At 70.4% G+C, this 26655-nt stretch carries 20 protein-coding genes and 2 pseudogenes; 10 read left to right on the forward strand and 12 right to left on the reverse strand.

Going from position 1 to position 26655, the window contains the following annotated elements:
- The first annotated feature begins 9 nt into the window (after positions 1-9).
- The 3 genes from SLV14N_RS00795 to SLV14N_RS00805 all read left to right on the forward strand — a co-directional run bounded on the left by SLV14N_RS00795 (position 10) and on the right by SLV14N_RS00805 (position 2070).
- Positions 10-606: a GNAT family N-acetyltransferase gene (locus tag SLV14N_RS00795; protein WP_263267490.1), complete on the forward strand. Its 597-nt coding sequence runs from the start codon at positions 10-12 to the stop codon at positions 604-606.
- A 185-nt stretch (positions 607-791) separates the two neighbouring features.
- Entirely contained in the window at positions 792-1454 is a 663-nt protein-coding gene (locus SLV14N_RS00800; protein WP_263267492.1) for a GNAT family N-acetyltransferase, read from the forward strand.
- Complete coding sequence (locus SLV14N_RS00805) at positions 1447-2070, forward strand: SUKH-4 family immunity protein (protein WP_263267494.1); 624 nt, start codon at positions 1447-1449, stop codon at positions 2068-2070. Before SLV14N_RS00800 ends, SLV14N_RS00805 begins: the two co-directional genes overlap by 8 nt.
- A gap of 163 nt (positions 2071-2233) precedes the next feature.
- Here the strand turns inward: SLV14N_RS00805 and SLV14N_RS00810 are convergent, their stop codons facing one another.
- From SLV14N_RS00810 to SLV14N_RS00830, 5 genes and pseudogenes are all read right to left on the reverse strand, one after another.
- Complete coding sequence (locus tag SLV14N_RS00810; protein ID WP_208687498.1) at positions 2234-3232, reverse strand: DUF1259 domain-containing protein; 999 nt, start codon at positions 3230-3232, stop codon at positions 2234-2236.
- Between the two features lie 820 nt (positions 3233-4052).
- The gene (locus SLV14N_RS00815; RefSeq protein WP_208687497.1) at positions 4053-4415 is read right to left on the reverse strand and encodes a peptidase inhibitor family I36 protein; all 363 of its coding nucleotides are present in this window, start codon (positions 4413-4415) and stop codon (positions 4053-4055) included.
- Positions 4416-4743: 328 nt separating this feature from the next.
- Positions 4744-7482, reverse strand: coding sequence for a LuxR family transcriptional regulator (locus SLV14N_RS00820; RefSeq protein WP_263267496.1), 2739 nt, complete (start codon positions 7480-7482; stop codon positions 4744-4746).
- A 647-nt stretch (positions 7483-8129) separates the two neighbouring features.
- Positions 8130-8459, reverse strand: a complete 330-nt coding sequence (locus SLV14N_RS00825; protein WP_263267497.1) for a hypothetical protein — start codon at positions 8457-8459, stop codon at positions 8130-8132.
- 136 nt (positions 8460-8595) lie between these two features.
- Positions 8596-8772, reverse strand: a pseudogene (locus SLV14N_RS00830) (IPT/TIG domain-containing protein); the annotation flags it as partial.
- On the opposite strand from SLV14N_RS00830, the gene SLV14N_RS00835 reads away from it, so the two are divergent.
- Positions 8723-8974, forward strand: coding sequence for a hypothetical protein (locus SLV14N_RS00835; RefSeq protein WP_263273425.1), 252 nt, complete (start codon positions 8723-8725; stop codon positions 8972-8974). The pseudogene SLV14N_RS00830 and the gene SLV14N_RS00835 sit on opposite strands and share 50 nt — an antisense overlap.
- 84 nt (positions 8975-9058) lie before the next feature.
- Here SLV14N_RS00835 and SLV14N_RS38730 read toward each other — a convergent pair.
- Positions 9059-9631 (reverse strand): annotated as a pseudogene (locus SLV14N_RS38730) (IPT/TIG domain-containing protein); the annotation flags it as partial.
- Between the two features lie 345 nt (positions 9632-9976).
- Here SLV14N_RS38730 and SLV14N_RS00845 point away from each other — a divergent pair.
- A complete protein-coding gene (locus tag SLV14N_RS00845; protein WP_263272995.1) occupies positions 9977-10432 on the forward strand; it encodes a GNAT family N-acetyltransferase in 456 nt (151 codons plus the stop codon).
- Between the two features lie 184 nt (positions 10433-10616).
- Here SLV14N_RS00845 and cynR read toward each other — a convergent pair whose 3' ends face one another.
- A complete protein-coding gene (cynR, locus tag SLV14N_RS00850) occupies positions 10617-11561 on the reverse strand; it encodes a transcriptional regulator CynR (RefSeq protein ID WP_269470878.1) in 945 nt (314 codons plus the stop codon).
- Positions 11562-11686: 125 nt separating this feature from the next.
- On the opposite strand from cynR, the gene SLV14N_RS00855 reads away from it, so the two are divergent.
- Both SLV14N_RS00855 and cynS read left to right on the forward strand, forming a co-directional pair.
- A complete protein-coding gene (locus tag SLV14N_RS00855) occupies positions 11687-12286 on the forward strand; it encodes a carbonic anhydrase (RefSeq protein WP_263267498.1) in 600 nt (199 codons plus the stop codon).
- Between the two features lie 128 nt (positions 12287-12414).
- The gene (gene cynS, locus SLV14N_RS00860; protein ID WP_263267499.1) at positions 12415-12885 is read left to right on the forward strand and encodes a cyanase; all 471 of its coding nucleotides are present in this window, start codon (positions 12415-12417) and stop codon (positions 12883-12885) included.
- A gap of 202 nt (positions 12886-13087) precedes the next feature.
- Here the strand turns inward: cynS and SLV14N_RS00865 are convergent, their stop codons facing one another.
- Together SLV14N_RS00865 and ggt are read right to left on the reverse strand one after the other, a co-directional pair.
- Positions 13088-14362, reverse strand: a complete 1275-nt coding sequence (locus SLV14N_RS00865) for an APC family permease (RefSeq protein WP_263267500.1) — start codon at positions 14360-14362, stop codon at positions 13088-13090.
- Between the two features lie 323 nt (positions 14363-14685).
- Positions 14686-16530, reverse strand: a complete 1845-nt coding sequence (gene ggt, locus SLV14N_RS00870; protein WP_263267502.1) for a gamma-glutamyltransferase — start codon at positions 16528-16530, stop codon at positions 14686-14688.
- 331 nt (positions 16531-16861) lie between these two features.
- Here ggt and SLV14N_RS00875 point away from each other — a divergent pair, with 331 nt between their 5' ends.
- From SLV14N_RS00875 to SLV14N_RS00885, 3 genes are read left to right on the forward strand one after another with little or no spacing between them, the layout of a single operon-like run.
- On the forward strand, positions 16862-17689 hold the full coding sequence (locus SLV14N_RS00875) for a serine/threonine protein kinase (protein WP_263272998.1): 828 nt from the start codon (positions 16862-16864) through the stop codon (positions 17687-17689).
- Positions 17690-17693: 4 nt separating this feature from the next.
- Positions 17694-19877: a serine/threonine-protein kinase gene (locus SLV14N_RS00880; protein WP_263267504.1), complete on the forward strand. Its 2184-nt coding sequence runs from the start codon at positions 17694-17696 to the stop codon at positions 19875-19877.
- 47 nt (positions 19878-19924) lie between these two features.
- Positions 19925-22021, forward strand: coding sequence for a PQQ-binding-like beta-propeller repeat protein (locus tag SLV14N_RS00885; protein ID WP_263267506.1), 2097 nt, complete (start codon positions 19925-19927; stop codon positions 22019-22021).
- A 28-nt stretch (positions 22022-22049) separates the two neighbouring features.
- Here SLV14N_RS00885 and SLV14N_RS00890 read toward each other — a convergent pair whose 3' ends face one another.
- From SLV14N_RS00890 to SLV14N_RS00900, 3 genes are all read right to left on the reverse strand, one after another.
- Complete coding sequence (locus SLV14N_RS00890; protein WP_263267508.1) at positions 22050-22937, reverse strand: DUF2268 domain-containing protein; 888 nt, start codon at positions 22935-22937, stop codon at positions 22050-22052.
- Positions 22938-23144: 207 nt separating this feature from the next.
- Positions 23145-24269: a sporulation protein gene (locus tag SLV14N_RS00895; protein WP_263267510.1), complete on the reverse strand. Its 1125-nt coding sequence runs from the start codon at positions 24267-24269 to the stop codon at positions 23145-23147.
- A 752-nt stretch (positions 24270-25021) separates the two neighbouring features.
- On the reverse strand, positions 25022-26509 hold the full coding sequence (locus tag SLV14N_RS00900; RefSeq protein ID WP_263267512.1) for a PLP-dependent aminotransferase family protein: 1488 nt from the start codon (positions 26507-26509) through the stop codon (positions 25022-25024).
- Positions 26510-26655 lie beyond the last annotated feature (146 nt).

The raw sequence follows: 26655 nt of genomic DNA on the forward strand, positions 1-26655 counted from the left end.
CTCGCGGCCGTGACCACAGATGACACCGGAGCAGTTCCGCGTAGCGCAGAAGCGTCGATCCGGCAGGAGCACCGTGACGACCATCCGGCGGTACGCGCGCTGCACCTGGCCGCGTTCGAGGGCGATGAGCATGTGCCGGCTCTCGCGGATGCCCTTCGCCGCGCGCAAGCGCCCCTGGCGCCGATGTCGTTCGTCGCCACGGTCGAGGGACAGGTGGTGGGACACGTCCTGCTGAGCGCCGGCCGGCTCGACGCCCCGCGCCGGATCGTGGACGTCCTGGTCCTGTCGCCGCTGGGAGTGCTCCCGCAATTCCAGAACCAGGGAATCGGCACCCGGCTCGTCGAGCACGCCCTCGCAGCGGCCGATGCCCAGCACGCACCACTGGTCTTCCTCGAAGGCTCGCCGCGCTACTACGGAAAGCGCGGCTTCGAACGCGCCGACACGATCGGCTTCCGCTCACCGTCGCTGCGCATCCCGCCTCCGGCATTCCAAGTCGCCCGGCTCGCAGCACACGAACCCTGGATGACGGGCACCCTCGTCTACTCCGACACCTTCTGGGCGCTGGACTGCGTAGGTCTGCGCGACACGGAAGCGTCCACCGGCTGAATCACGCGCTCTGACTCCACCATCCGGCGCCAGTGGTTGCCAGGAGACATGATGACGGCAGCGCCGCCGGCCACGCGATGACGGAGGTAGCGAGGTGGCAGGGCTGGCTCTTTGACCACCGGCAATTGCGTTGCACACTGGTAATTGCGTTGTCGATCTGATGAGGCGCCGTCAGGATCTTGGCCATGGAACAGCCCGCTGAAATCCTCCGCTCGGACCAGGCCGAGCTACGTCGCTGGCGTGTGCAAGACATCGAGGTCCTGGACCGGTTGATCACCGAGTCACGTGATCACTTGCTCCCCTGGATGCCCTTCGCGGCCAGCCATGACCGGAAGCAGGGTGAGGCATTTCTGACCCGGTGCGAGGAGGAGTGGGCCTCGGAGGAGGCGTACCACTACGCGATCACCACGGGTGGTGTAGCGGTCGGCAGCTCCAGTCTGATGCGCCGGATCGGTCCGGGCGGGCTGGACATCGGCTACTGGCTCCACCACGCGTGGATGGGCAAGGGGTTGGCCACCATGGCTGCTGCTGCCCTGGTGGAGGCGGGCCGCCGGATGTCTGGCGTCGACCGCATCGAGATCCATCACGACGAGGCCAACCCCGCCAGCGGAGCCGTCGCCCGGCGCTTGGGTTTCACCGAGGTGGAGCGTGTGCAGGTGTCGGAAGGGCCTACGGCCCCGGGTGAGACGGGCGTTGACGTGATCTGGCGCCTGCAGCCCGCCCCTCGCCCAGCGCCTGACGCCGCTGGAGAGGGGGGTCCCGTCAGACCCGGTTGTCAGTGCCCTGAGGTTCACTGTGGGTGTCACACATCAGCAGAACGGCCAGGGAGACCATGTGAGCATGGATGAGTTGATGGCGGCGGCCCGGAACCCCACGACGGAGTGGCTGGAGTCCTGTTTCGGAGTGGGGTCGATGTGGCGTCCTGCAGAGGCGGATCTGCCCGAGCGGCTGGAGCACGAGGGGACAAGGAAGTTCCTCACCACGGTCGGCTTCCCCTCAGTACGGATCGACGGGTTTCTCGAATTCGTCGACTTCGACTCGAGCAGGCTGAAGACCGAGGGCCCGTGGGCCGAAGACCCTGACGAGCTGTTCGGCGAGCGGACCCCGGACGACGACTCACCGCCCACGAAGTACGCGTTCGAGTTCGGCAAGTGCCAGGAGTTCTCCCTGATGGTGGACGGCGAGGTGGGGTGTGTCGATCTGTACGACCCCAACGGCTGGGACCACGCGGCGGGCTATGCGGGCGAGGCACACTCCTCCCTCCAGACGCTGGCGGGTGCCCTGGGGCTGGCCGCGCAGTTCGCTCAGCGCTTCGAGGGGAGGGAGCCGCTGAGCGCGCTGGCGGAGTTCCGCACGGCGATCGGGAAGCTGGACCCGCTCGTGGAATCCGCCTTGTGGGAGAAGGTCACCGAAGCACTGGAAGAAGAGTACGAACTGGCCGAGGAGATAGCGCAGGACTCTTGAGGCGAAGCGCGGTATCGGGCGTGCGTCGGCGGGCCCTCCGGGAAGAGAACGGGGGCTGAGGGTGGACCTGTCGGTGGGGGTGTGACGACGGTGAGCGCTGGTGACATTGCCGAGGGCGAGCGCTGAGGTGGTCCACAGGGTCGGCCCCGCTGCCCGCGCGGGGTCAGCCGACCGGTACGACGTTGGTGGCGTCCACCGCGGGGCGCAGGGCCCGGGCGAGTCTGACGCCGTCACCCACGGCCCAGAAGTGGACGAAGAACAGGCGGGGTTCGTCCGTCAAGCCGTGGTTGTGCAGTTCGACGAGCTCGGCCCCTGCACACCGCAGCGCCACCAGGACGTCTTGCACCTCGCTGGCGATCATGGCGCAGTCGCCGCTGATCGCGGCCCGGCCGTCGCCCAGCGGCTGGAAGTTGAACGCGCTGGTCGATCCCAGTCCCGCAGGCAGCACCAGATGACCGTCGGTGATGGTCTCACGGCGGACGAAGATGGACTTGTAGATGCCGTCGTCGACGGAGCCCTTGACGCCCAGTGCGGCATCGATGCCGGCGGTGTCCAGGTCGACGGGCTTCCGCCGGGACGGCGGCAGCGGGGGCGGGGTGCCGGTGCGGTCGAACGCGGCGCGCAGGCCGCGGGCGAGGGCCACCGGGTGGTGACCGTGTGCATGGACGTGGATCCACCAGATGTCGGGAGCCTGGGAGAGCAGGTGCTTGTGGATTGCGGTCTGCCCGATCTTGTGCTTGTGCAGGACGTCGATGAACGGCTGCATTTCCTGCTCGGTGACCACCAAGTCACCCATCAACAGCGTGCTCTTGTCGGTGTACCGGACGAAGGAGAAATGCGAGCCGAGAGCGAGTGCCGGTTTGACGCCGATGCGGTGGGAGCGCACCCGCAGGTCATGGCGCGGAAGCGCAGTGTGATACATCAAGTTGCGCTTCATATCGCCTTTGCGCCCGAGCGCGTTGGCCACCTCCTCCCAGTCCGACAAGGCAGTGCGGACCGGCTGGACCAGCCTGCGGCTCCTCGCCTCGTCCGCCCTGGTGGTCAGGGCACGAGCGGGGGCTGCGGCACCGGCCAGCATCGGAGTCAGGGCCGCCGCGGCCAGTACACGCCGCCGCGGCGCACCCGTATGCGGATAGCTGTCTTGCTGTGAGTCTGCGGCCATCACGTGAGCACCTCCATGACGAGATGGAAGCACGTCAGAGTGGCGTCGCTGCCCGCCCCGCCACCCCGTGAGGCCAGGTGGGCTAAGCAATCAGCCCTCGGCTCCGCCTATGACACCGACGCAGTCCTTGAGTCGTTGCCGGCAAGGCGGCACGCCGTACAACACTCCTTTGAACTCGGCCTCAACCGACTGACCGACTGGCTGGCTGGCTGGCTGGCTGCCAATTGGCGAACAGCACGGACACTTTTCGGGAGTCCGGCGAATGACCCGGCCGGACCCATCTCGCCCCGGAAACTCAGGAAGCCGCTGAACAGGTGCTGCTCTCGAACTCTGACCGTGCGCCAGTCCGGCTGGGCGATTCCGGCTCAACACCCGGCATCGGCCACGGCCCCGCACCAGCACCAGCACCAGCACCAGCCAGCGCCCGAAGTCATGCGGGCGGCAATGCTCCACGACGTGTGGCCACAGCGTCGAAGAGGGCCCAGCCGTCCATCTCCGGGGCAGTCGGCATGGCCAGGACACCGTCGGGCTCGCTGTACGGTCGCCTGTCGCAGTACCAACGCTTGTATCGAGCAGGCGGCTTCGAAGCCGGTGTCGTGTAGGGCGCCGCCTCCTGATCGGACATCAGCCGGTCGTCTCCCGGTAAGCCGTTGGGACAGTTCTACTCGGCCTGCAAACCGAGTAGAACTGTCCCGAGCGGGCTACTTCCAGCGCGGAGCACTCCCATGCTGCCCGGGTCAGCGTCCGTTGGCCTGCGCCCACCCGGACATGCGTCGCTGGTAACGGCGGGGTGTGAAGCTCCGGCGAAAAGCGGCCCTGGCTAGCAGGCCTTCCACGAGGAGATCCTGTCGTTGGCCGTCGTTCCGATGTTGGGGCGCGACTCGCCTGGGCTCACCCTCGCCAGGAGGGATCCCTTGCCGTCCGAGTTCTGGTAGAAGCAGACGTGGGAACCGGTGCGGTTCCTGAGGGAGGTCGTCCGATCGTTCATGTATTCCCCGACATTGGGACGTTCAGTTCCGGGAACGAAGACGAAACGTCCTTCGTAATTGCTGTTGTCCCAGACGCATACGTACTTCTTGGGGCAGTCGTTGGGAACGGCGCTGGCCGGTGTCGCTCCTAGGCCAACCGTCGTTACTGTCACACACGCTGCCGCGATGAAACCGGCCACCAGAGTTTTCTTCATGTCTTTCCGTCTTCCTCTCGTCGATCTGTGTGCCGCAGTGTGCGGTCATCAGGAATTCGTGAGCAGGCCGGGCGGGCAGTCCAGTCGGTCGGATGTGGCGTAGCTGTGCTGTCCGCCGCCGGTAGCGACGCAGCACCGTGGTACAGCACATCTCTGTCAGTACGTCCCGTCCGACCGTTGTCCGGGGCGGCTGTCCCGGACGCGTGTTCATGCTCGGCGCTGCCGCACCGCGGTCGCATCGGCGAACATCGCCTACACCTCTCGGGCGGGAGGCCGGTGGCGTAGGCGAACATCGCCTATACCTCTCGGGTACACGGCGGCCCGGGGGTCAGGGAAGCTGCATGTCCCTGAGCTGGCGGCGGGAGGTGATGCCCAGCTTGCGGAAGATGTTGCGCAGGTGCGCGTCGATGGTGCGCGGGCTCAAGAACAGCTGCGTGCCGACCTCCTTGGAGGTGGCCCCGGTGGCCACCCGCCGCGCGATGTGCAGCTCCTGGGCGGTCAGCGCATCGGTCGGCCGGGCAGTTGGCTTGTGTGGCCGCTCGCCGGTGGCGCGCAGCTCACGGGCGGCGCGGGCGGCGAATGCCTCTGCGCCCATGCCGGACAGCAGTTCGTGAGCGGTACGGAGTTGCTCGCGGGCGGCCTGACGCCGGCCTTCGCGGCGCAGCCATTCGCCGTAGACCAGGTGGGCGCGAGCGAGATGGGTCACCATCCGGCAGCACCCAAGCCGCTCGATCGCCTCGCGATACAGCGCCTCGGCGGTCGGCCCGGTGCTGATCAGCGCTCGCGAGCGCGCCTCAAGACCGAGCGCCCACTGGGTGCCGCTGGCGCGAGTTCGCGAGCTGAGCAGCTCCAGCGCGGCGGCCGCCGGGGCTGGTTCACCGGCGCGGACGGCCGCCTCGATGAGCTCGGGCAGGGCCAGGTTGCTGTGCTCCAGCTCGTCGGAGTCGCTCGGGCCTGCTGCCGCCTCGAACGCGGCGCGGTAGTCGCCCAGGCCGTTGTGCAGCACGGCCAGCGTGTACTGGGCCACGGTGACCACCGCGCCCTCGCCCCGCCGGGACGCGTCCTGGACCATGGCCGCGTACAGCTCGGTGGTTTTGGCCTGCCGGCCGCGCCAGGCGGCGAGCACGATCCCGGTGACGGTGCCGGTCGCCGGCTGGATCGCGGTGGCCTCGGCGAGGAGCTCGGCGGCGTGGGCGAGCTCGCCGGTGTGCACGAGCACGACGGCGAAGTAGTCAAGCGCGGCGGGCAGCTCGGACAGTGCGCCCGCTTCGCGGGCGAGCCGGACGCGGCGGCCGGCCAGCTCATGCACCGTCTCGTCGTCGAACAGCGCCACCGCGACGCGGCTGGCCAGCCACAGCCAGCGGCGGCTGTCGTCCGCTGCCGCGGTGCGGGGAGTGCGATCGTGGTTGCCGAGCGCCCCCAGTGCCCGCCGCAGGCTGGGCACACTCGCCTCGTATCCCTGCGTGGCCCTGGTCACCAGCCCGTCGAGCAGTAGGTCCACCACCCCTGGCGGGTGCGGCGGTGTGGGCGCGGCCTGGGCGGCTTCGGCCACCTCCAGCACCCTGCGACCGCGGCCGAAGGAATCAGTGACGACGGCCGCTTCGAGTGCCTGCAGATAGGTCTGGCGGGCCATCGCGACATCCAGCGGGACGAACGTCTTGGCCGCGTCCACCAGCATCCCGGGCACGTCGCTGCCCCGCGTCGTATCGAACGCGATCTGGGCGCGCAGCAGCTCCACCCGGGCGCGTCCCAGCGGATCCAGCGGTACGGCGGCCGCAACCGTCAGCAGCTCCAAGGCGGCTTCGGACGCGCCGGCCTGGTGCGTGGCGTGTGCGGCGGCCAGCGCCCGGCGTGCACGGTCGGCGGGTTCGGGGGTCAGCACCACCGCCTGTTCCAAGAACGCGGCCGCGGCGGCCGGCCCGCCGCGGGTCCATGCCCGGCCGGCCAAGCGCTCCAGCTCCACCGCGATCGTCTCGTCGACCCCGAGCGTGGCCTGCGCGCGGTGCCAGGCGCGGTGGTCGGGGTCGGCCTGCGGGTCGGTCGCCGCAGCCAGCGCGCGGTGCACGCGCCGCCGGTCAGACGGTGCGGCGGCACGGTAGACCGCCGAGCGCACCAGCGGATGCAAGAACCGCACCCGGGCGCCGATCTCCAGCAACTCCGCCGCCTTCGCCGGTGCAGGTGCCTCGGCGTCGATGCCCAGGTACTCGGCCGCACCCCGCAGCAGCGCCGTGTCCCCGAGCGGCTCAGCCGCCGCGACCAGCAGCAGCAACTGCGTCTCGGCCGGCAGGCTGCGTGACCGGTGCTGGAAGCTCTCCTCGATCCTGCGCGGCACGCTCAGTGCATCCGGCAGCCCAAATCCACCCGCCAGCTTCGCCGGCTCCGCGCTTCGGGGCAGCTCCAGCAGCGCTAGCGGATTACCCCGCGCTTCGGCGATGATCCGGTCACGTATCCGCTCATCCAGCGGTGTCCTGACCCCTGTGGCGAGCAACGCCTGCGCATCCGCTTCACCGAGCCCGTCCAAGCCCAGCTCCAGCAGCCCAGTGAAGGCGTGAGCGTCGCTCGGGTCGGGGCTGCGGTCGCGCAGCGCGAGCACCAGCGCCACCCGCTCGGCGTCCACCCGCCGCGCTACGAACGCAAGGGTCTGTGCGGATGCCGCATCCAGCCACTGCGCATCGTCCACCAAGCACAGCAGCGGCCGTTCCTCGGAGACCTCGGCCAGCAGACCCAAGCTGGCCAGCCCGACCAGGAACCGGTCCGGCGGGTCCCCGGCACGCAGCCCGAACGCCACACCCAGGGCGGCCTGCTGCGGTTCGGGCAGCGCACCCAGCCGGTCCAACAACGGCGCACATAACTGGTGCAAGCCCGCGAACGCGAACTCCATCTCGGACTCCACACCGGCCGCACGCTCCACCCGGAACCCCGACGCGGCGCCATGGGCATACTCCAGTAACGCGGTCTTACCGATACCGGCCTCACCGCGCACCACCAGCACGCCGCTGCGCCTCGACCGCACGTCTGCGAGTAGCCGTTCGATCGCCTGACGCTCGGCACGCCGGCCCAGAAGCATCGTTTGGTTCTCCTCTGGGCGCCGGCTGACGCTCGGCCGGGCCGATACCCCGTCCGCGTCCGTCTCACGCTCGGCCAACCGAAGCCTGGCGATTGCGTTCCCTGAGGCAATTCGTCGCCTATGCGAAGGCATCTGCCGGACCTGGTCCTTCAGCACTGGACAGTGGTGATGAGACCCTGCCCCGGCCACGTGGACGGTCCGGACACCCGCGTGCCGGGCGCGGTCCAGCAGTGTGACAGCGCTCAAGATTTACGTTCGCATTGTATCCGTCGGCGAGTGAGCCGCACACGAGGTCGTTCGGCGATCCGGACACGCCGTCAGCCCGAGGTCCAAAAGCAGCTTCTGACCTCGCCTGTCGATCTTCGTGGATCAGGCCACGTACTCCCCCGGGCCCCTCGGGCCTGAGGGCACGTAGCGGGCCCGCGAAGACCGGCACTCGTCCTCTGGCTGCCCCCTCGGGGACGGTGTGCGAACGCGATCCGTGTGCGCGGTCGCCCGATGTGGGTGGCCAGGAACACGGATCGCGTTCTTCGTGCACGGTGGAGGCCCGGTGTGTCGTGCGGGCCGGTCCTTCTCACGGCGGGCCCATGGCCGTTGACCCCGGCTGTGGGTGGTGGGCTGTGCGCAGATGGGGCGCCAGGGCAGTGTCAGAGGGCGAGGAAGGGGGCGTGGACGGTGGAGGGTTGGAGGGTGGGGGTGCCGGCGAAGGTGGCGTCGTAACCGCCGTTGATGATGATCAGCGGGAGGCTGAGGATCTCGACGAGGCTTGCCGTGCCGTTGGCGTCGGTGATGGCGGTGCCCAGGAAGTGCCCGCCGGTGCTGAAGGTGATGATCTGGCCGGGGACGGGCAGTCCGGTGACCGTGTCGGTCAGCGTGGCGGTCAGCGTGGCGGTCAGGAACGGGAAGTGGAGTTGGAGGGGGAAGAGCTGGATGAGGGCGGGGGTGGCGGTGAGGCTGGTGGCGTGCGGGGTGATCACGGCTTGGTAGGTGAAGCAGCAGGCCAGGGTGGCGGTGCCGCCGGGGGTGGTGACGGTGACGGCGGCGGTTCCGGGGCTGCCGGGCGGGGGGGGTGGCAGTGATCTGGGTGCCGGCGGGGTTGACGGAGACCGCGGTGGCGGGGACGCCGTTGAAGGTGACGGTGGCACCGGTCAGCCCGGTGCCGGTGATCGTGACCACAGTGCCGCCGGCCGCGGGGCCTTGTCCGGGCGTGATGCAGGTCAGCACCGGGATGGCGAGGTAGGTGAAGCCGCCTGGCACGGTGCTGGTGCCGCTCGGGGTGGTGACGACCACGGGGCAGAGGCCGGGGGTTCCGGGCGGGGTGATGGCGGTGATCTGGGTGCCGGCGGGGTTGACGATGACGTTGGAGGCCGGGCGGCCGCAGAGGGTGACGGTGGCGCCGATCAGGTCGGTGCCGGTGATGGTGACCAACGTGCCGCCGGCGACCGGCCCTTGGGCGGGGGTGATGCTGGATGTGGTGGGGGCGGCGACGTAGGTGAATGCGCCGGGCAGGGTGACGGCGCCGGCCGCGGTGGTCACCATCACGGTGGCCGGGCCGGGAACACCGGCCTGGGGTGGTGGCGATCATCTGCGTACCGTCGGCGTTGTAGAACAGGTTGGTTGCCGCATTGCCGTTGAACGTCACCGTGGCACCGGACAAATTCGTACCGGTGATCGTCACCACTGTGCCACCCGTGGCCGGCCCCTGCGCCGGGCTGATCGATGTCACCGTGGGGGCGGGGAAGATGACGGTGACATTGGACGTAGCGCCGTTGGTGACGTAGACGTTGCCGTTGGGCGCCACCGCCACCGCTACCGGGGTGACGCCGGCGGGGATGGTGACGGTGACCGCCATGAGAGAAGCGGGCAACGGCTGGAGCGCCGGGCCCCCCTGGGCAAGGGCTGCAACGGTCGCGGCTGTGGGAAGCCCGCCCGGCAGGGAGCCCTGGGCGAGTGCGGCAGGGATCCGCGGCGTCAGCCACGGCTGAATGGTCGTGCTCATGAGGAGCCCTCTCTTCGCGATGAAGGGGGCTGCCCTTGATCTTCGCGCGGGCCCTGTGCGGCACCGGGCATCGCGGCCCTCACGCCGGAGGTGCAACCCTCCTGGCATGTGGCCACACAGGCATGGGCTGGCCGGACCGTGCTCCGCCATCAGCTCCGTCCCCAGGCGTCCGTGATCTTCACGGCCGGAAGGCTCAAGTGCAGGCTGTGCGCGTGGTTCCGACTCCCCCGACGGCGATCAGGGCCGGCGCACCCAGGGCGAGATTGCGCCGCCTGGCTCGCGGCGCGGCGAGTTGCTCAACGCCGGTGCTGCCCACCGCGACGAGCCAACAGCTCTGGTTTGGCCGTCAAGATCAACATAGTGTCGTTGCGCAGCACGCCGGCCCGTCTGCACGTCTGCACGTCTGCACATCTGCACGCACATCCGACATCCGACAGTCGAGAGCCGACTGACCCGGCACCCCGCAAAGACAGGAGTCGAGGAAAGGTGAGCACGTTGAAGATCGTGGTGGACGACCTCTCCGGTCCGGAGATCGCCGGGTTTCTCGACGAACACGTCCAGCAAATGCGGTCCCTCACGCCGTTGGAGAGCAAACACGCCCTGGACCTCGACAGCCTTCGGAAGCCCGACATAACGTTCTGGTCGGCCTCGGACGATGGCACTCTGGTGGGCTGCGGCGCGATCAAGAGACTGGACTCGGGCCACGCGGAGCTGAAGTCGATGCGTACGAGGCCGACGCGGCAGAGGAGTGGAATCGCCTCGCGGCTGCTGGAGCACATCATCGCCGAGGCGCAACGCATGGGGTTCGCACGGCTGAGCCTGGAGACCGGTGCCGCTGGATTCTTCCTGCCCGCCCGAAGGTTGTACGAGAAGTTCGGGTTCCATTACTGCGACCCCTTCGCGGACTATCGACCCGACCCGAACAGTACGTTCATGACAAGGGCGCTCTGAGCGAGGTCGCCCCGGCCCGGGCGTGCATCATCGAGGTTCCGCCGCCGGCAGACGGTGCGCAGGGTGGCGTTGCGGTCGGGGCCGCGGCGCTCCTTCCGGCGCCGGTGTTCCCGGTCGTCGAGCGGCGATTCCGCAGGCGGCCAATCCGTAGGCGGCGATTCCGGCAGAGAGGGGCGGCGATTCCTCAGGCGGGGGTGTAGCCGCGAGTGCGGACGAGTTGCTGGGTGAGGTGGGTGAAGGCGCGGGTGGCGGCGCTTTGGTAGGCGTTTTCCCGGCGCAGCAGAGTGACGGTGCGGGGCGGCAGGGCCGGCTCCAGGGGGACCGTTTCGAGGTGCGGGTGGTCGTCGGTGATGGCGTCCGGCAGGACGGTGGCCAGCCCGGTGCGCTGGACGAATTCGGTCAGCGCCTGGAGGGAGTTGGCCTCCACCGCGATACGCGGCTGCACCTGGTGCGCGGCGAAGTAGGCGTCGATATGGCCGCGGGTGGCGAAGTCGCCGCTGAGCAGGGCAAGTTGGCGACCTGTCAGTTCTTGGACGGACAGTGGCGCCGTACGGCCGTCCGCCCGGTGCCGGACGGGCGGCGGTTCCTCGCCGCTGTCGGTCCGGCGGGCGCCGGTGACGAGGCTGAGGGTTTCGGTGAAGAGGGCGGTCGCGGTGACGCCGGGCAGATGGGGGCCGTGGAAGGCGATGCCCAGGTCGATTTCGTCGGCCAGCAGACCGGATTCGATGTGATCCTGCGGCATTTCCCGGACGTTCAGGGTGATGTGGGGATGGCGGGAGTGGAGTTCCGCCACCAGGGGCCCGATGAGGTAGGCGGTGAACGTGGGGGTGAGGGCCAGGCGCAGGTGGCCGCGGGAGAGGTCGGCCACGTCCAGGACGGCACGCTCGGCCGCCGCCAGCTCCCGCAGGGCGCGGCGGGCGTGGTGCACATACGTCTCCCCCGCGTCGGTGAGCCGCACGGTGCGTCCGGTGCGGTCCAGGAGCTGGGCACCCACCGTGCGCTCCAGCTGCTTGATCTGTTGGGACAGGGTGGGCTGGGAGATGTGCAGGGCCTCGGCGGCACGGGTGAAGTTGCCGTGGTCGGCGACGGCGAGCAGATAGCGCAGATGGCGCAGCTCCAGGGACGACATGGGGCAACTATAGATGCCAACAATAGGAATCATCCGTAGCAAGTCTTGGACGCTATATAGGCAGCCCGTGCAGGGTGGGTCTCGTCAGCCACACCAGGCCGACGCACCACCGAAAGGAGTGACCCGTGCACGATCTCGCAGCGGGCGTGAAGCGGTTCCAGCAGCACGTCTTCCCGGCCAAGGCGGAGCTCTTCGCCGGCCTGGCCGCCGGCCACCGGCCGGACACGCTGTTCATCAGCTGCTCCGACGCCCGCGTGGTGCCGGAACTGATCACCGGCAGTGAACCGGGTGAGCTGTTCGTCATCCGCACCGCCGGCAACCTGGTTCCCCCCTACGTCCCCGGCCCGGACGGAGTGACGGCCGGCATCGAGTACGCCGTCGCCGTGCTGGGCGTGTCCGACATCGTCATCTGCGGGCACTCCGCCTGCGGCGCCATGACCGCCCTCGCCGAGCACCACGACCTCATGTCCACGCCGGCGATCGCCGACTGGCTGCGGCACGCGGATGCCTCCCGGGCACGCGCCGCCGCAGGTGCCGGCAGCGCACCGACCGTGGACGCCCTGGTACGCCACAACGTGCTCGCCCAGCTGGCGAACCTCGCCACCCACCCCTCGGTGGCCCGCGCCGCGAACAGGCTCACGCTGCACGGCTGGGTCTACGACATCCCCAGCGGCGCCATGGAAGAACTCGCCCCCGCCGACCGCCCGGCCTCCCCCGCGGCCTGAGAACCGCCCCACAACCTGGTCCCGGACCACCGTCCGACACCCGGGACCCGAGTCCCGGGGCGACCACACCCAGATCCCGCCGTTCTCCCCTGCCCGGCGAACGGCACACACCGAAGGGAACACCTCGTATGATCCACGCCCAGTTCGACCCCGCCGCCCGACAGGCCCTGGCCGTCACCGCCGTCGAGGCGAAGGTGCGCAAGGACCTGACCTGGCAGCAGATCGCCGATGCCGCCGGACTGTCGACCGCCTTCGTCACCGCCGCCGTGCTCGGCCAGCACCCCCTGCCCGAGGCCACCGCCGGGGCCGTCGCCGAGCTCCTCGGGCTGGACGACAACGCCGCGACACTGCTGCAGACCATCCCGACCCGCGGCTCCATCGACGGCGGCATCCCCACCGACCCGACCATCTACCGCTTTTACGAGATGCTCCAGGTCTACGGCACCACCCTCAAGGCCCTGGTCCACGAGCAGTTCGGCGACGGCATCATCAGCGCGATCAACTTCAAGCTGGATGTGCAGAAGGTGGCCGACCCCGAGGGCGGCGACCGTGCGGTGATCACCTTGGACGGCAAGTACCTGCCGACCAAGCCCTTCTGATCCGGTTCGACCGAGAGGGTCCGGGGCGGGCCGTTGCTGACCACGACGACATCGCCGGCCGGGCCGGTCCGCCATGGCCCGCCCCCGGCCTGCTCCCGTTCCCTTCGCCTCGTCGCCGGTCTCACCCGGCCTCCGAAGACGGGCCTTCGTGGACTTCCCCGCCGAGGACCGCGGCGTAGGAGCATCGGCACAGGAGCAGCGGCTACGGTGCCCTGCGGGCCGAGAGCGTGCGCCGCACCCCGTACGCGGCGGCACCGCATACCAGGACCGCGGCGCCCGAGAGCACTGAGGTCAGCGGCAGGGAGAACGCCAGGACGAGGCAGCCGGCCAGTCCGGTCACCGGGATGATCCGCGGCGGGCCGCCCTCGGCGGGCGCCAGTGTCCAGGCGGAGGCGTTGGCGATGGCGTAGTAGGCCAGCACGCCGAACGAGGAGAACCCGATCGCCCCGCGCACATCCGCCGTCGCCGCAAGCGCGGCCACGACGGCGCCGACGACGAGCTCCGCGCGATGAGGCACCTTGAACTTCGGATGCACCGCCGCCAGGGCGTGCGGCAGATGCCGGTCACGGGCCATGGCCAGGGTGGTGCGGGAGACGCCGAGGATCAGCGCGAGGAGAGAGCCGAGGGCGGCGAGGGCGGCGCCGGCGCGTACGACCGGCGCCAGCCAATCGGCGCCGGCGGCCCGGACGGCGTCCGACAGCGGCGCCGTCGCCTCCGCCAACTGCCGCGGGCCCAGAACCACCAGGGCGGCGACGGCGACGGCCGCGTAGGCGACCAGTGTGATCCCCAGAGCGAGCGGGATGGCGCGGGGAATGGTCCGGCCGGGGTCACGGACCTCCTCGCCGAGGGTGGCGATGCGTGCGTATCCGGCGAAGGCGAAGAACAGCAGGCCCGCTGCCTGGAGGACGCCGGTGAACGAGGTGTCGTCACCGAGGTCCAGCCGTACGGTCTCCGCCTGGCCGGAGGTGAGGGCGGTGCACACCACGGCGGTGAGGACGGCGAGGACCACGGCCACGATCGTCCGGGTGAGCCAGGCGGACTTCTGCACGCCGGCGTAGTTCACGGCGGTCAGGGCCACCACCGCCGCGACGGCGACCGTATGAGCCTGGCCGGGCCACACGTACGAGCCGACGGTCAGGGCCATCGCGGCGCACGAGGCGGATTTGCCGACGATGAATCCCCAGCCCGCCAGGTACCCCCAGAAGTCCCCGAGCCGTTCACGGCCGTAGACATAGGTGCCGCCGGAGGCCGGGTACCGGGCAGCGAGCCGGGCCGAGGAGGTGGCATTGCAGAAGGCGACCACCGCCGCGAGCGCCAGACCCACCAGCAGTCCGGAGCCCGCCGCGGCGGCGGCAGGGGCGAGGGCCGCGAAGACCCCCGCCCCGATCATCGACCCCAGGCCGACCACCACAGCGTCGGTCACCCCCAGCCGCCGTTGCAGCTCCCCCGGGCCCACCGATCCCACCGATCCAGCCATCGCACTCTCCATCGGCCGCACCACAGACACCGAACCCGGCGCACCGTATACGACCCACATGGCGCTTCCGGAGAACGGCCACGAACGGAGAGGGAAGAGGCTGGTCCGAAGGCGCCGCCGCACGCTCGCACGCCCGCTCCGTCGCATCGGCCGCTGGGTGAGGTCTCCACCGACCCCCGTGACGACCGATCCCCCTCCGGGACACGCCCTGGAGGGGGATCGCTCGTCAAGGGGCCGTCTTCATGGGACCCGCTTCATTGGACCTGCTTCATTGGACCCGCTTCAGAGGACCGACTTCACAGAGTGGGCTCCACAGGCCGGCCTCAGCGGGATTCGTTGAGCACCATGGCCGATCCGCCGCCACGGCGCCTGGGTTCGGCCACCGCCGAGACCTTGCCGTGCGGCAGGAACTCCAGGGCGGCCACCGCCCCGATCTCCGGTGACGGAGTGAAGGCCTTCGGGGCGAGGACGAACCGGTGGCCCATGGCGTCCAGTTTCTTGCGTTCGGGAGAGGCGAGGAAGGCCGGTTCGGCCTCTGTGTCGGCCTGGTTCCGCTGGGAGAGACGCGGTGCGGCGACCGCCGCGGGGAGCGGCATGCCGAGATCCAGACGGTTGACCAGGGTCTGCAGCACGGTGGTGATGATCGTGGCGCCGCCCGGCGAACCGACCGCGATCATCGGCTTGCCGTCCCGAAGGACGATCGTCGGAGACATGCTGCTGCGCGGACGCTTGCCGGGGCCCGGCAGGTTCGGGTCCGGTGTCCCCTTGGTGAGGGGGGCGAAATCGAAGTCCGTCAGCTCGTTGTTGAGCAGGAATCCGCGTCCGGGCACGGTGATGGCCGAGCCACCGGTCTGCTCGATCGTCAGAGTGTAGGAGACGACATTGCCCCAGCGGTCCGCGGTCACCAGGTGAGTGGTCGAGGGCCCTTCGTGCGGCTGCTTGCTGCCGGTCCTGCGCTCGCAGCCCGAGCCCGGGTGGCGCGGGTCGGCGGGCGCCAGCGGGCTGGTCAGCGCCTTGTCGGCACGGATCAGACAGGCCCGGTCCTTGGCGAATTCCTTGGAGAGCAGCGGCTTGGTGGGCACATCCGAGAACTTCGGGTCACCCACCCAACGGTTGCGGTCGGCGAAGGAGATCCGGCTGGCCTCCAGGTAGTGGTGCAGCGCCTGGGTCTTGTCGGCCTTCGAGAGGTGGAAGTTCTCCAGGATGTTCAGCGCCTCACCCACCGTGGTGCCGCCGGACGAGGACGGTGCCATGGAGTAGACGTCCAGCCCGTGGTACGTGGTCCGGGTCGGATCCCTGCGTACGGGCTTGTAGTCGGCGAGATCCTTCGCCTTCATCAGGCCGGGGCGGGCCTTGTGCGCGGAGCCGGGAGCCATCGGCGGCTTCTGGACGGTCCGCACCACATCGCGCCCGACCTGCCCGCGGTAGAGCGCGTCGACGCCTTCACGGGCAAGCTGCCGATAGGTCCGGGCGAGATCGGGATTGCGGAAGCGCGAACCGACCACCGGGAGTTCGCCCTTGGGCAGGAAGAGCTTGGTGGTGGACTTGAAGTCGCGGAAGCGCTTCTCGTTCATGGCGGTCTGCGCCCGGAACTCGTCGTCGACCACGAAGCCGTCGCGGGCGACCCGGGTGGCCGGGCGCAGGGCCTTCGCCAGTGAGACCGTGCCCCAGTCCTTGAGCGCCTTGTCCCACGTCGCCGGTGTACCCGGGACGCCGACCGACAGGCCCGAGTTGATCGCCTCCTCGGAGGGGAGGGGCTTGCCGGTCGCGGGGTCGAGGAAGGAGTCCGAGCGCATGCGGCGCGGCGCGGTCTCCCGGCCGTCGATGGTGCGCACCTTCTTGGCCTTGGCGTCGTAATAGACCATGTAGCCGCCGCCCCCCACTCCCGCGGAGTACGGCTCGACCACGCCGAGCGCGGCGGCAGTTGCCACCGCCGCGTCCACGGCGTTGCCTCCCTTGCGCAGCACCTCGATCCCGGCCCGGGAGGCGTACGGATTGACGCTGGACACCGCACCGCCGCTACCGGTGGCCACGGCCTTCTTCGCGGGCGGGCGGGCCTTGGATTCGGCGGCGGACGCGGCGTCGTTGACGCTGCAGGAGGTGGCCAGCAGGGAAAGACTGAGCGTAGCCGCAGACGCGGCGGCGACAGCGGCACGACGGACAGCCATATGGCCTCCAGCTCTTCACTGTGTGGTTGCGAGCGAATTACGAAACCCTGGCATCGCTCGATCAGCGGTTCAACGAGGAGCTGCAAGGTTTTCGCGAGATCTGAGGTTTCCGTCCAGTAACCCCAGCGGCCCCGAGACGACGGTAAACAGGCTCCCCATCCGGGGTAAAACACGCACTACGGACGCCTGTAGGTGTCCGTCGCCCCGAATGCGGTCCCCCCTCCCCGCCCGTGTCCCCGCCGTATATAAGCTCACGCCCGTAACGAGCCTGACGGGGGAGAGCCGGGTGGAGAGGCTGCGGCAGGACGATCCTGCGCGGATCGGGGAATTTGTGTCGTTGGCGCGTCTTGACGCCGATGGCAGCCGGGGCGTTCCCGAACGCCGCTATCTGGCCCGCAGTGCAGACGGCGGGCACACCGTGCTGGCGTGCCTGCCGCCATCCGGCGTGGATCCGGCGCGGTGGGCGGCCGAGGCGCAGCAGGCGGCCCGGCTGACCCAGCCCGGTTTCTGGCCGGTCGGACGGCTCGGAGGGACGCCGGCCTTCCCCTGGTACTCCTCCCCCTATCGGCCCGCGCTGCCGCTGCCCGCCGTCCTGGCCGCGCACGGCGGTCCGCTGCCGGAAGCACTGGTCCGCACGCTCGGCGGCACGCTGGCCGAGGCCCTGGCCTCGGCCCACGTCCTGGGCATCGTGCACGGCGGCGTCTGTCCGGCGGGGGTACTGCTGACCGCCTGTGGGCCGCTCCTGGGCTGCTTCGGCGCGACCCGCGCGAACCCGGTGGCTGGGGCCTCCCCCACGCCGGAAAGCGGGCTGGAGACCGGCTGCCTCGCTCCTGAACTCGCGGCGGGCGGACCGGCGGGCCGGGCCGGGGACGTCTATGCCCTGGGTGCCGTGCTGGCGTACGCGGCGACCGGGTACACGGTGCCCGAGCGGCAGGAGATCCCCGCCGGCCTGCGCGACCTCGTCACGGCGTGCCGCTCGCGTGACCCGGAGGGCCGGCCCGAACCGGCAAGGGTGCTGGCGGAGTTGCTGCCGGGCGCGGCGTACGGCGCACTGACCGGGGCCACGGAACCGGTGTCACTGCCCGGCCGTGTCGTCGAGGCGTTGTCCCGCCAGTCGGCGGAGGTCCTCGCCACCGCTCTCCCCACGCAAGGGCGCTGATGTCATGATCTCCCCACTTCTGCACGACGACCCGCACACCGTCGGGCCGTTCCGGATCCTCGCCCGCCTCGACGGAGGCGGTATGGGCACCGTCTACCTGGCCCGTTCGGCGGGCGGGCGCACGGTCGCGGTGAAGACGCTGCACACCCGTCTCGCCGCGGACACCACGCTGCGCACCCGCTTCCGGCTGGAGACGGACGCGGCACGCGTCATCGGCTCCGGTCACGGTGCGGTGGTCGTCGACGCCGACCCCCAGGCACCGGTCCCATGGCTGGCGACGGAGTACGTTCTCGGCCCGCCGCTGGACACGGCCGTCGAGGCGGGCGGGCCGCTGCCGGAGCCGGCCGTGCGCGCCCTGGGCGCGTCCCTCGCCGCCGGGCTGGAGCAGCTGCACCGTTCAGAGGTGGTGCACCGCGACCTGAAGCCGTCCAACATCCTGGTGACGGCGCAGGGCCCGCGGATCATCGACTTCGGCATCGCCCGGGCCTTCGGCGACGAGCATCTGACGAGCGTCGGCAGCGCCATGGGAACACCGGCGTTCATGTCGCCCGAGCAGGCGGCGGGTCTGGAACACGCGGCGGCGGGCGATGTGTTCGCCCTGGCCGGAGTGCTGGTCTTCGCCGCCACCGGTCTGGGCCCGTTCGGCGGCGGGACGCCCACCGACCTGTTGTACCGCGTCCGGTTCGGCGAGCCGGACCTCGGCGGGGTTCCCGAGCCGCTGCGGCCCCTGCTCGTCCGTTGCCTGGCCAAGGATCCCGCGCACCGCCCGTCCACCACCGAGCTCTGTACCGCGCTGGGCGATGCCGGGGGCGCCCCGGGTGACCGCGGCGGCTTCGCGGATCTGCTGCCCGACGCGGTGCTGCGGGAGATCGCCCGGCGCAGCGACGAGGTGTGGCGCGAGCCGCCGCACCGCTTGCCGCCGCCGGTGCCCGCCGAGGCGCCACGGGCCGAGGCCGCCCCCGTATCGGGCGTCTCGCGGCGGCGGCTGCTGTACGTGGCCGGGGGCGCCCTCCTGGGCGGCGGCATCCTCGGCGGCGGGGGCTGGGCCCTGCTCGGCGGCTCCGGGGACGAAGGGGGCGGCGCCAGGAAGAAGGACGCCGTCGACCGGCCCAAGCCTCCGACGCAGATGTGGAGCGCCGCCATGTGGTGCCCGGACTCCGGGGGCGAGGTGATGAGGGTGGGCCGGAACCTGGCCATGCGCGCGGGGATCGTGTTGTGCGGCATCAACGCCGAATCGGGCGAGACCACTTGGCAGGCGAACGTCGCCGAGACCTGGCGGTCGGCCACCGAAGACGCCCGGGTGTACGCCCTGCGGGGGCACAAGGAGAAAGCGGCGTCTCTGGCACTGTGCGAGGTGTCGCAGACCAACGGCGAATTGGGCAAGCCCCTGGTGGAACTCTCCTCGTTCGCCGGCAAGGAGCAGTACAACCAGCTGCTGTGCGTGGCCGACGGCATCGCGTACCTGGTGGCCCGGACCGCCTCCGGCAAGCGCTGGTACCTGATCGCGGCCGACCTGGAATCGGGCAAGGAGCGCTGGCGCAGACAGGTGGAAGGGCCGCAGGCCGAAGGCCTCCCGCCCGCGCTGTGCGGCACCGTGGTGGGGTCCCGGGTGGTGCTGTGCGGCAGCCCGAGGACGGACTCGAAGTTCATCCGCCTCTCCGCGTACGACAAGGCCCACGGCCGCCAACTGTGGGAGCTCTCCGAGACGTTCGAGGGCGCCCCTCCGTCCCGTCTGGTCACCGACGACCGGAACCTCTACCTGGGCGCCGAGCACCTCACCGCCCGCCGGCTGTCCGACGGCGAGCTGGAGTGGCTCTTCGGGACCGGGCGCGATGTCGGCGACAGCGCGGGCGAGGAACGGCGGTACGGCGCGCCCGTCGTCCACGACGGAGTCGTCTACTGCGTCGAGGCCGACCGGGGGCTGATCGCCGTCGACGCCGCCTCCGGCACGCTGAACTGGCAGGAGAAGGGGCTGTCCGGCAGGAAGAACACGCGGGACGTGGCCCCGGCGATCGGGAAGCGGTATGCGTACTGCGCCGACGACAAGGGCCTCCGCGCCATCGACCTGCGCGCCCGGCAGGCCGTCTGGACGTACGAGACCGAGCCGCTCTTCCTGACCGCCGACGCCGAGGGCGGACGGCTGTACGTCCGCCAGGAGAAGCGGACCGTCGCCCTCCCGCTCGCCTGACGCCCCGCACCGCCCCGCACCGTTCCCGATCCAGGAGACAACCGACTGTGAAACCCCTCGGCCAGGGAGATCCGCTGCGCCTGGGCCCCTACCGCCTCCACGGCGTCCTCGGAGAGGGCGGCATGGGCAAGGTGTACTTCGGGGCGGACGCCTCCGGAGGCCCCGCCGCGGTGAAGGTCCTGCTGCCGGAACTTGCCCACGACGGGCACCTGGCCGAGCGTTTCCTCCGGGAGGCACGGACCGCGCAGGCGGTGACCAGCGAGGGCGTGGCGCGCGTACTGGCCGCCGAACTGGAGGGCGGCAGGCCGTGGATCGCCACGGAGTTCCTGGCCGGCCCGACGCTGGACGACGCCGTCAGGCACTTCGGACCGCTCGACGACGCCGCCGTGCGGGAGCTGGCGCGGTCGCTGGCCCGTACGCTCCAGGACGTGCACGCCACGGGGTTGGTCCACCGGGATGTGAAGCCCCCCAACGTCGTCCTCACCTCGCGCGGTCCCCGACTGATCGACTTCGGCATCGCCCGCCCCGAGCACGGTCTGACCCTCACCCGTACCGGACAGATCCCGGTCACCCCCGGCTACGGTGCGCCGGAACAGGTCCTCGGCAAGCGCGTCGGACCGGCGGCCGACGTCTTCTCCCTCGGCGCCGTCCTCGCCTTCGCCGCGGGCGGCCGGCCGGCGTACACCGGCGCGGAGGTGACGGCCGTCCTGTACGAGGTCGTGCACGGCACCCCCGATCTGGACGCCGTCCCGGAGGGCTTGCGGTACCTCGTCACGCCCTGCTTCTCCAAGGACCCGGCGGCACGCCCGCTGCCCGATCAGGTCGCCGAGGCCGCGGCGCCGCCCCGGCAGTCCGAACGGCTGTGGAAGTCGGGCCGACTGGGTGGGGAGATCCGGCAACGGGAGGTGGCGGCACGCCGCCTGACGGCCCGTCCGGCCGCCCCCTCGTCCGCCTCCGAGGGCGGCGCGGCCGACGGCAGCCCCCGCCTCACCCGGCGGCGGCTGCTGGCCGCGGCCGGCGGTGGGGCGCTGCTGGCCGCGGCGGGCGGCGGCGCAGCCTGGTGGCTCAGCCGCGGCGACGGTGGTGACGCCCCGTCCGACCCCTTCGACATCCCGCCCGCCGCAAAGGTACGGGCCGCACCGCTCGGCTCCTCCGAAGGCTCCCCGCAACCGCTGTGGGGCCCCCTCCAGAACGTGGCCGACGCCGCCTCGCCGGCTCCGCTGCCGGTGCGCGATGTGGTGGTGTTCGCTGCCTCCGGGGGCGGCATCGCGGCGCGCCGGGTCACCGACGGCCGGGAGCGGTGGCGGATCGGCGACGCGAAGGCCGAGGCCGGCTACCTGTCGGTCGGGGACCGGCTGGTGGCCACCGCCGATGACGGGGGCACCCTACGCACCTATGTGGCCGCCACCGGATCCCCCCGGTGGACGGTGGACGCGGAAGTCGGTGCCCTGCTGGCCGCGGACGCCAGCTCCGTCTACCTGCTGACCTCCGATGGCCGACTGCGCTGTGTGGGGACCGACGGAAAAGTGCGGTGGACCCGGCAGCCACCGCTGGCGCTGTCGGGCGGCCACCCCGCCGCGGCCCTCGGCGCCGGGCATCTGGTGCTCTGCACGGAGACGGGGGATGTGGCCGCGGTCCGTGCCGAGGACGGGGCCCGCGCATGGGTCCGCAAGGGCCAGGCCGAAGGACCGCTGCGTCCCGCCATCGACGGCACCACCGTCTATCTCGGCGGCAACAGCCTGGCGGCGGTGAAGGTCGACGACGGTGACGAGCTGTGGGCACTCAACCCGTTGCGTCCGCCCAATCGGGGCACTGCCGGGTGGGGCCCACCCGCCGTGGCCGGTGGAGTGATCCATGCGCTGGACTGCGAGGCGCTGCGGTCGGTGCGTTCCGACGGCAGCCAGGCCGGCTCCCCGATGATCGTCGCCGGCGTCGCCCCGCCGTGGCGGCCACCGGTCGTGCAGGGGAACAGTGTCTGGATCGTGGAGAGCGACGAAACCGGGGTGAGCGGCCTGCCACGCTCCGGAGAGGGCCAGCCCCAGACCTACGCCCTCACCGGCGGCCAGGCCCGCTCCACCGCCGCCGGCGCCAATCGCCTCTTCGTCCTCAACCGTGCGACGTTGCTGGCGCTGCCGGTGTACTAGGGGGTGTCCGGTGGGCCGGCGCGGGCGGTCACGCGCTGGTCTGCACCCCCGCGTTGATGAGAACCTCGCGCGCCGACAGGGCGGTGCTCTGGGCGGCGGTCAGACCGGAGGCCGCCAAGTGCGCGTCCACGATCCGCAGTCCGGCCGCGTACCCGGCGAAGTCCGGGAGTCCCACCGGCTGTTGCCCCAAGAGCTGCGCGGTGGCATCGCCCAGCACATACGCGGTCAGGTTCTGCATCCCCGCCACGTCGATGTCGGCTGTGATCCTTTCGTAGGCGCTGTCCAGGGCGGCACCGGTCACCGCCTGCGACCACGGCCCCATGGCCTGCTCACCGGCGAGTTCCCGTACGAACGCCTCGGCCAGCCCCTCGGCGACCACGTACTCCCCCAGCGTGACGGTCATCGGGTTCCAGACCACATTCGCGTAGCGCACGTTGTGGTGGAGCTCGTGCGCGGCGCAGTAACCGATCTTCTCCAGGCTCGTGTCAGTGGGCCACATCGCCAGATGGATCGCACCCGGGAATCCGCCCATACCGAAGTAGCCGGCGCTGCGGACCCGCAGATGCTCGTCGTCGGGGTCGCCGAGTACCAGGACGACGTGCACGGTGTCGGCGTGCTCGATGCCCGGCGCCGCGTCGCTGATCCGCTCCCACGCGGCGGTGAGAGAGTCCTCGACGCGGTCCCACACCCCCGCGTCCTGCATCTGGCGCAGGGCGGGCACGTACCGCGGGTCCTCCCGGTCGAGCCGGAAGCCGCTGCCCTGCTGGTGTATCTGGACCAGATCCATGTCACCCGCAATGGACATCGCGCTCTGGAGCGGGCTCAGCATTTCTCGGAGGGCGTCGGGCCGCTCCTCCAGCGGTCGCTGCAGGAGGTCGAGCATGGCGGACGCCGTGTCATGAACAACAATCTTCATGACTCGGACCGTAGGACCTCCCGTTACGGGAGGTGCAAGCCGTATTGATGAGGCCGGCGCCGGCGGAGCGCCCACCCCGCGTCGCCGTGGCTCTCCGGCTGCGCCTGATCTCCGCGTGTGGTTACTGCGCCAAGAGCCGGGGCACGGTGCCGGAACCGGCGGCACGACCGTGGTGGCGGGGTGGTGGCTGCTGCGACGCCGGCCAGATCACGTGGTCAGCGCCCTTCGTGCCGTGCCGACGTCGGCCATGAAGTTGAGCACCTGGGGCTCACGGCGCCAGCGGGCCAGTGACCTGCTGTACACCTGGAGATAGTCCATGCCGCGGACACTGCCCAGGCGTGTGAAGATCTCCAGGGACTGGCGTCCCATGTGGAGGCTCTGTCCGAGGTCGCCGTTTTGGACGTGTGCCGAGGCCAGCACGGAAAGGCGGACGGCCCGGGAACGAATGAATTCGCTGCCCGGCATTCCGCCCATGGTGTGCCAGGCGAACGTCGCCCGAGGGTTTTCCAGGTCTCTGAAGACCTCCGCGGCATCGGTGATGACTCTTGACTGAGTGAAGAATCCGATCCAGGCCGGCCCCGCTCCGTCCGCTCCTCGTTCCTGGAGGCGCTCGGCGTGCGCCAGGCAGCTGCTCGCCGCCGCGGGGTCTTTGGCGCGGGCGTGGGCCCGTGCCTCGATCAGCTTCGCGAACCCCGCAACCCGTGGTTCAAGCCGTCGGTCCCGCTGAAACGCCCCTTGCGCCATATCGATCGCCTCTGAGGTGAATCCGCACATCAAGGCCTGCATCGCCATGGTGCTCAGGATGTAGGAACCGAGTTCGGCGTCCCCGCCGGCGCGGGCCAACCGGAGCGCCTGGATGAAATGGCGCTGAGCGGCATGCTGCTGTCCCGCGTCGAAGGCCGTCCAGCCCGCCAGTCGCGCTAACTCCGCGGTGACCCGGAAGAGGTCCCTGCCGACCGGCTCGGAGTAGCTGCCCTTGAGGAGAGGCGCGACCCGTTCGTACAGGTACTCGCTGAGCGACTTCGACTTCCATCCGGCGCCGCCGTACCGGGAGTCCCACACACGGGCGGCGTCGGCGGCCTCCTGCAGCTCGGTGATATGGCCGCGTCCGACCGCCAGGCCGCCGCTGCGCGCCTGGGTCTTCTCCACCGGATCTACCAGCCATCGCGTTACGGGTGTGGCAAAGGCCGAGACGGCGAATGCCTGCTGGGTGAGGAACTGACGGCGGTTCACAGCGCTCCAATAGTGTGCAGCTTCATCGAGTGCGTCGCCCTGACTCCTGGCGAACTCCAGGCCCGCGCGCCTCATTTCCGGCGCATCCGCATCCTGCATTCCGATATCGCGGACGGTTAACGGTCTTCCTAATGCCTCGGAGAGAGCGAGGCAAATGTACTGGGGAGTCGGCCACTTGGGGACCATTCCCCGTCGGCACCAGTTCGCCACCGATGTGTGGGTGTACTGGCTTGCCATCCCGTCCCGATGGGAAAGTTCGTTCACCCGATGAGCCAGCCTTTTGTGGCTCAACACCGATTCGCCGATGAGCCGTTCCAAGGGTTCGTTGCCCCGTCGCGCCACTGTCTCCTGAGTGTGTGTCATGGCCACCCCCGTGAGCTGGAGCATACCCAGGGCCGAGGCCTGTGTACCCGCGTCGCAAGCCATGAGCCCCCTCATGAGCCCTGCTGCTCCTGCCCGGCACCGGCTTTCATGACGAGTACAGAAACCACTCACGGATTACGCGACCATGGCGAGATTGGCGGCCGGGCATGCACAGCCTGCTGGAGATGTCGGTGACACTGAACCCCGCATCCATGATCGAAATTCATATCCCCCTCGGGGTGATACTGCTTGCCTTTCTCCGGTCGAAGCGGAGTGATTAGCGCAGGTATCAGGGATCAGGTATCAGGTATCAGGTATCAGGTATCAGGTATCAGCGAAGGTATGAGTGCAGGTGCTCCCGGGTGTATCGCTCCTGTGGCGCCCGGGACTTGCTGCTGGGGCTCCGGATGAAGCGGTGGTGCGGCGGCGCGTGCGGGGGATCAACACTCCCGCGGGGGCCGTGAAAGCGGGCGGAAGGCAGAGTCCTCTCAGGCGACCCAGTGCGGTTGTCGGGTCGTGGATGTCCGCGAGAGGCCGTCGGCGAGGGCGGTGGCCATGCGGTGTACGGCCTCGCGCAGGGTGTCGGGCGGCGTGGTGTAGGGGATGCGGAGGCGCTGTTCGAAGAGGCCCGGGTCGGTGGCGAAGTAGGCGCCGCCCTCGATGCGCACCCCGTAATCCAGCGCCCGCTCGGCCAGCGCCGAGGCGATGGGTTCGCCGAGGTCGACCCACAGCGACAGGCCGCCGGGCGGCAGTTGCCAGGTCCATTGCGGGGCGTGCTCGGTGAGTGCCGCGGCCAGGGCCGTGCGCTGTCGGCGCATCTGTTCCAGGCGGGGCGGCAGCAGGTCCCCGGCCCGCGCCAGCAGGGCGAGGGCCAGCAGTTGGTCCAGGACCGAGCCGCCCATGTCGGTGGCGACCCGCTGGCCGGCGAGTTCGGTGACGAGCCGCGCGGGCGCCCGCAGCCAGCCGATGCGCAGACCGCCCCAGTGGGTCTTGCTCATCGAGCCGATGGTGATGACCTGGCCGGTGCCACCGGGCGTGGCGTGGGACGCGAAGGGCGGCGGGGCGGAGACGTCGAGGGCGAGGTCGGCCAGGGTCTCGTCGATGACCAGCCAGGTGCCGGAGCGTTGCGCGGCGCGCAGCACGCGGACGCGCTCGTGCTCGGGCATGAGGAGACCGGTCGGATTGTGGAAGTCCGGTATCAGGTAGGCGAGTTGAGGCACCACCTGGTGCAGGGTCGATTCGATGATCTCGATATCCCAGCCGGTATCGGTCACCGGGACCGACACCGTGCGCAGCCGTCCGCGCCGCATGGCCTCCAGAGCGTTCGGGTAGGACGGGTTCTCGACCATGACCCGGTCGCCGGGCCGGCACAGCAGCCCCAGGACGAGGGTGAGTGCGTGCTGGGCGCCGGAGGTCACCAGGATCTGTTCGGGCATGGTGGCCAGTCCCCGCCGGGTGAAACGCTCGGCGATGGCGGCGCGCAGTCCCGGAAGGCCGTAGGGGTGGTAGCCGGGAGTGTGTACGTGCTCGGCCAGTTGCGGGGCGATCTGGGCGAGAGCCTCGGTGAGCGTCTGCTCCGGAAGTCCGGGGGCGGCCCGGGCCAGGTCGATCGCGGTGTCCTGGGGGCCGAGGAGACGGGTGATGCCCCTGGGAACTCGGCCGTCGGGCAGGGCCGTCCAGGTACCGGAGCCCTGGCGGCTGTGGGCGTAGCCGCTCTCGCGCAGCAGGTCGTACACGGCGGTGACGGTGGCCCTGCTGGTGTGGAGGGCGGTGGCCAGCTCCCGTTCGGCGGGGAGTTTGACGTGCAACGCGATGCGGCCGTCCAGAATGAGCGTGCTGATCGCCCGCGCCAGGTGGCGGTAGGCGGGCCGTGCTCCCGACGGGTCGGGCAGCATCGCGGCGAGCTGACGGCTCCCCAGGACCCGGTCGGTGCGGTCCACCCTGTCCACGGGCCGGATCGGGTTCGGTTCCGCCATACCACTCTCCCCGGATTGGCCGTGTCACCCAGACCAATCACTGTACAGAATCGCCGTATTGGCCTCGGGCCTCGGCATTGCCATTGACCTCGGCCTTGCCATTGGCCTTCAGCACACACAGCACAGAGAGCGCTCGGCGCGCACCC

The organism is Streptomyces sp. Je 1-4 4N24 (assembly GCF_026239515.1).
GTDB lineage: Bacteria > Actinomycetota > Actinomycetes > Streptomycetales > Streptomycetaceae > Streptomyces > Streptomyces nigrescens.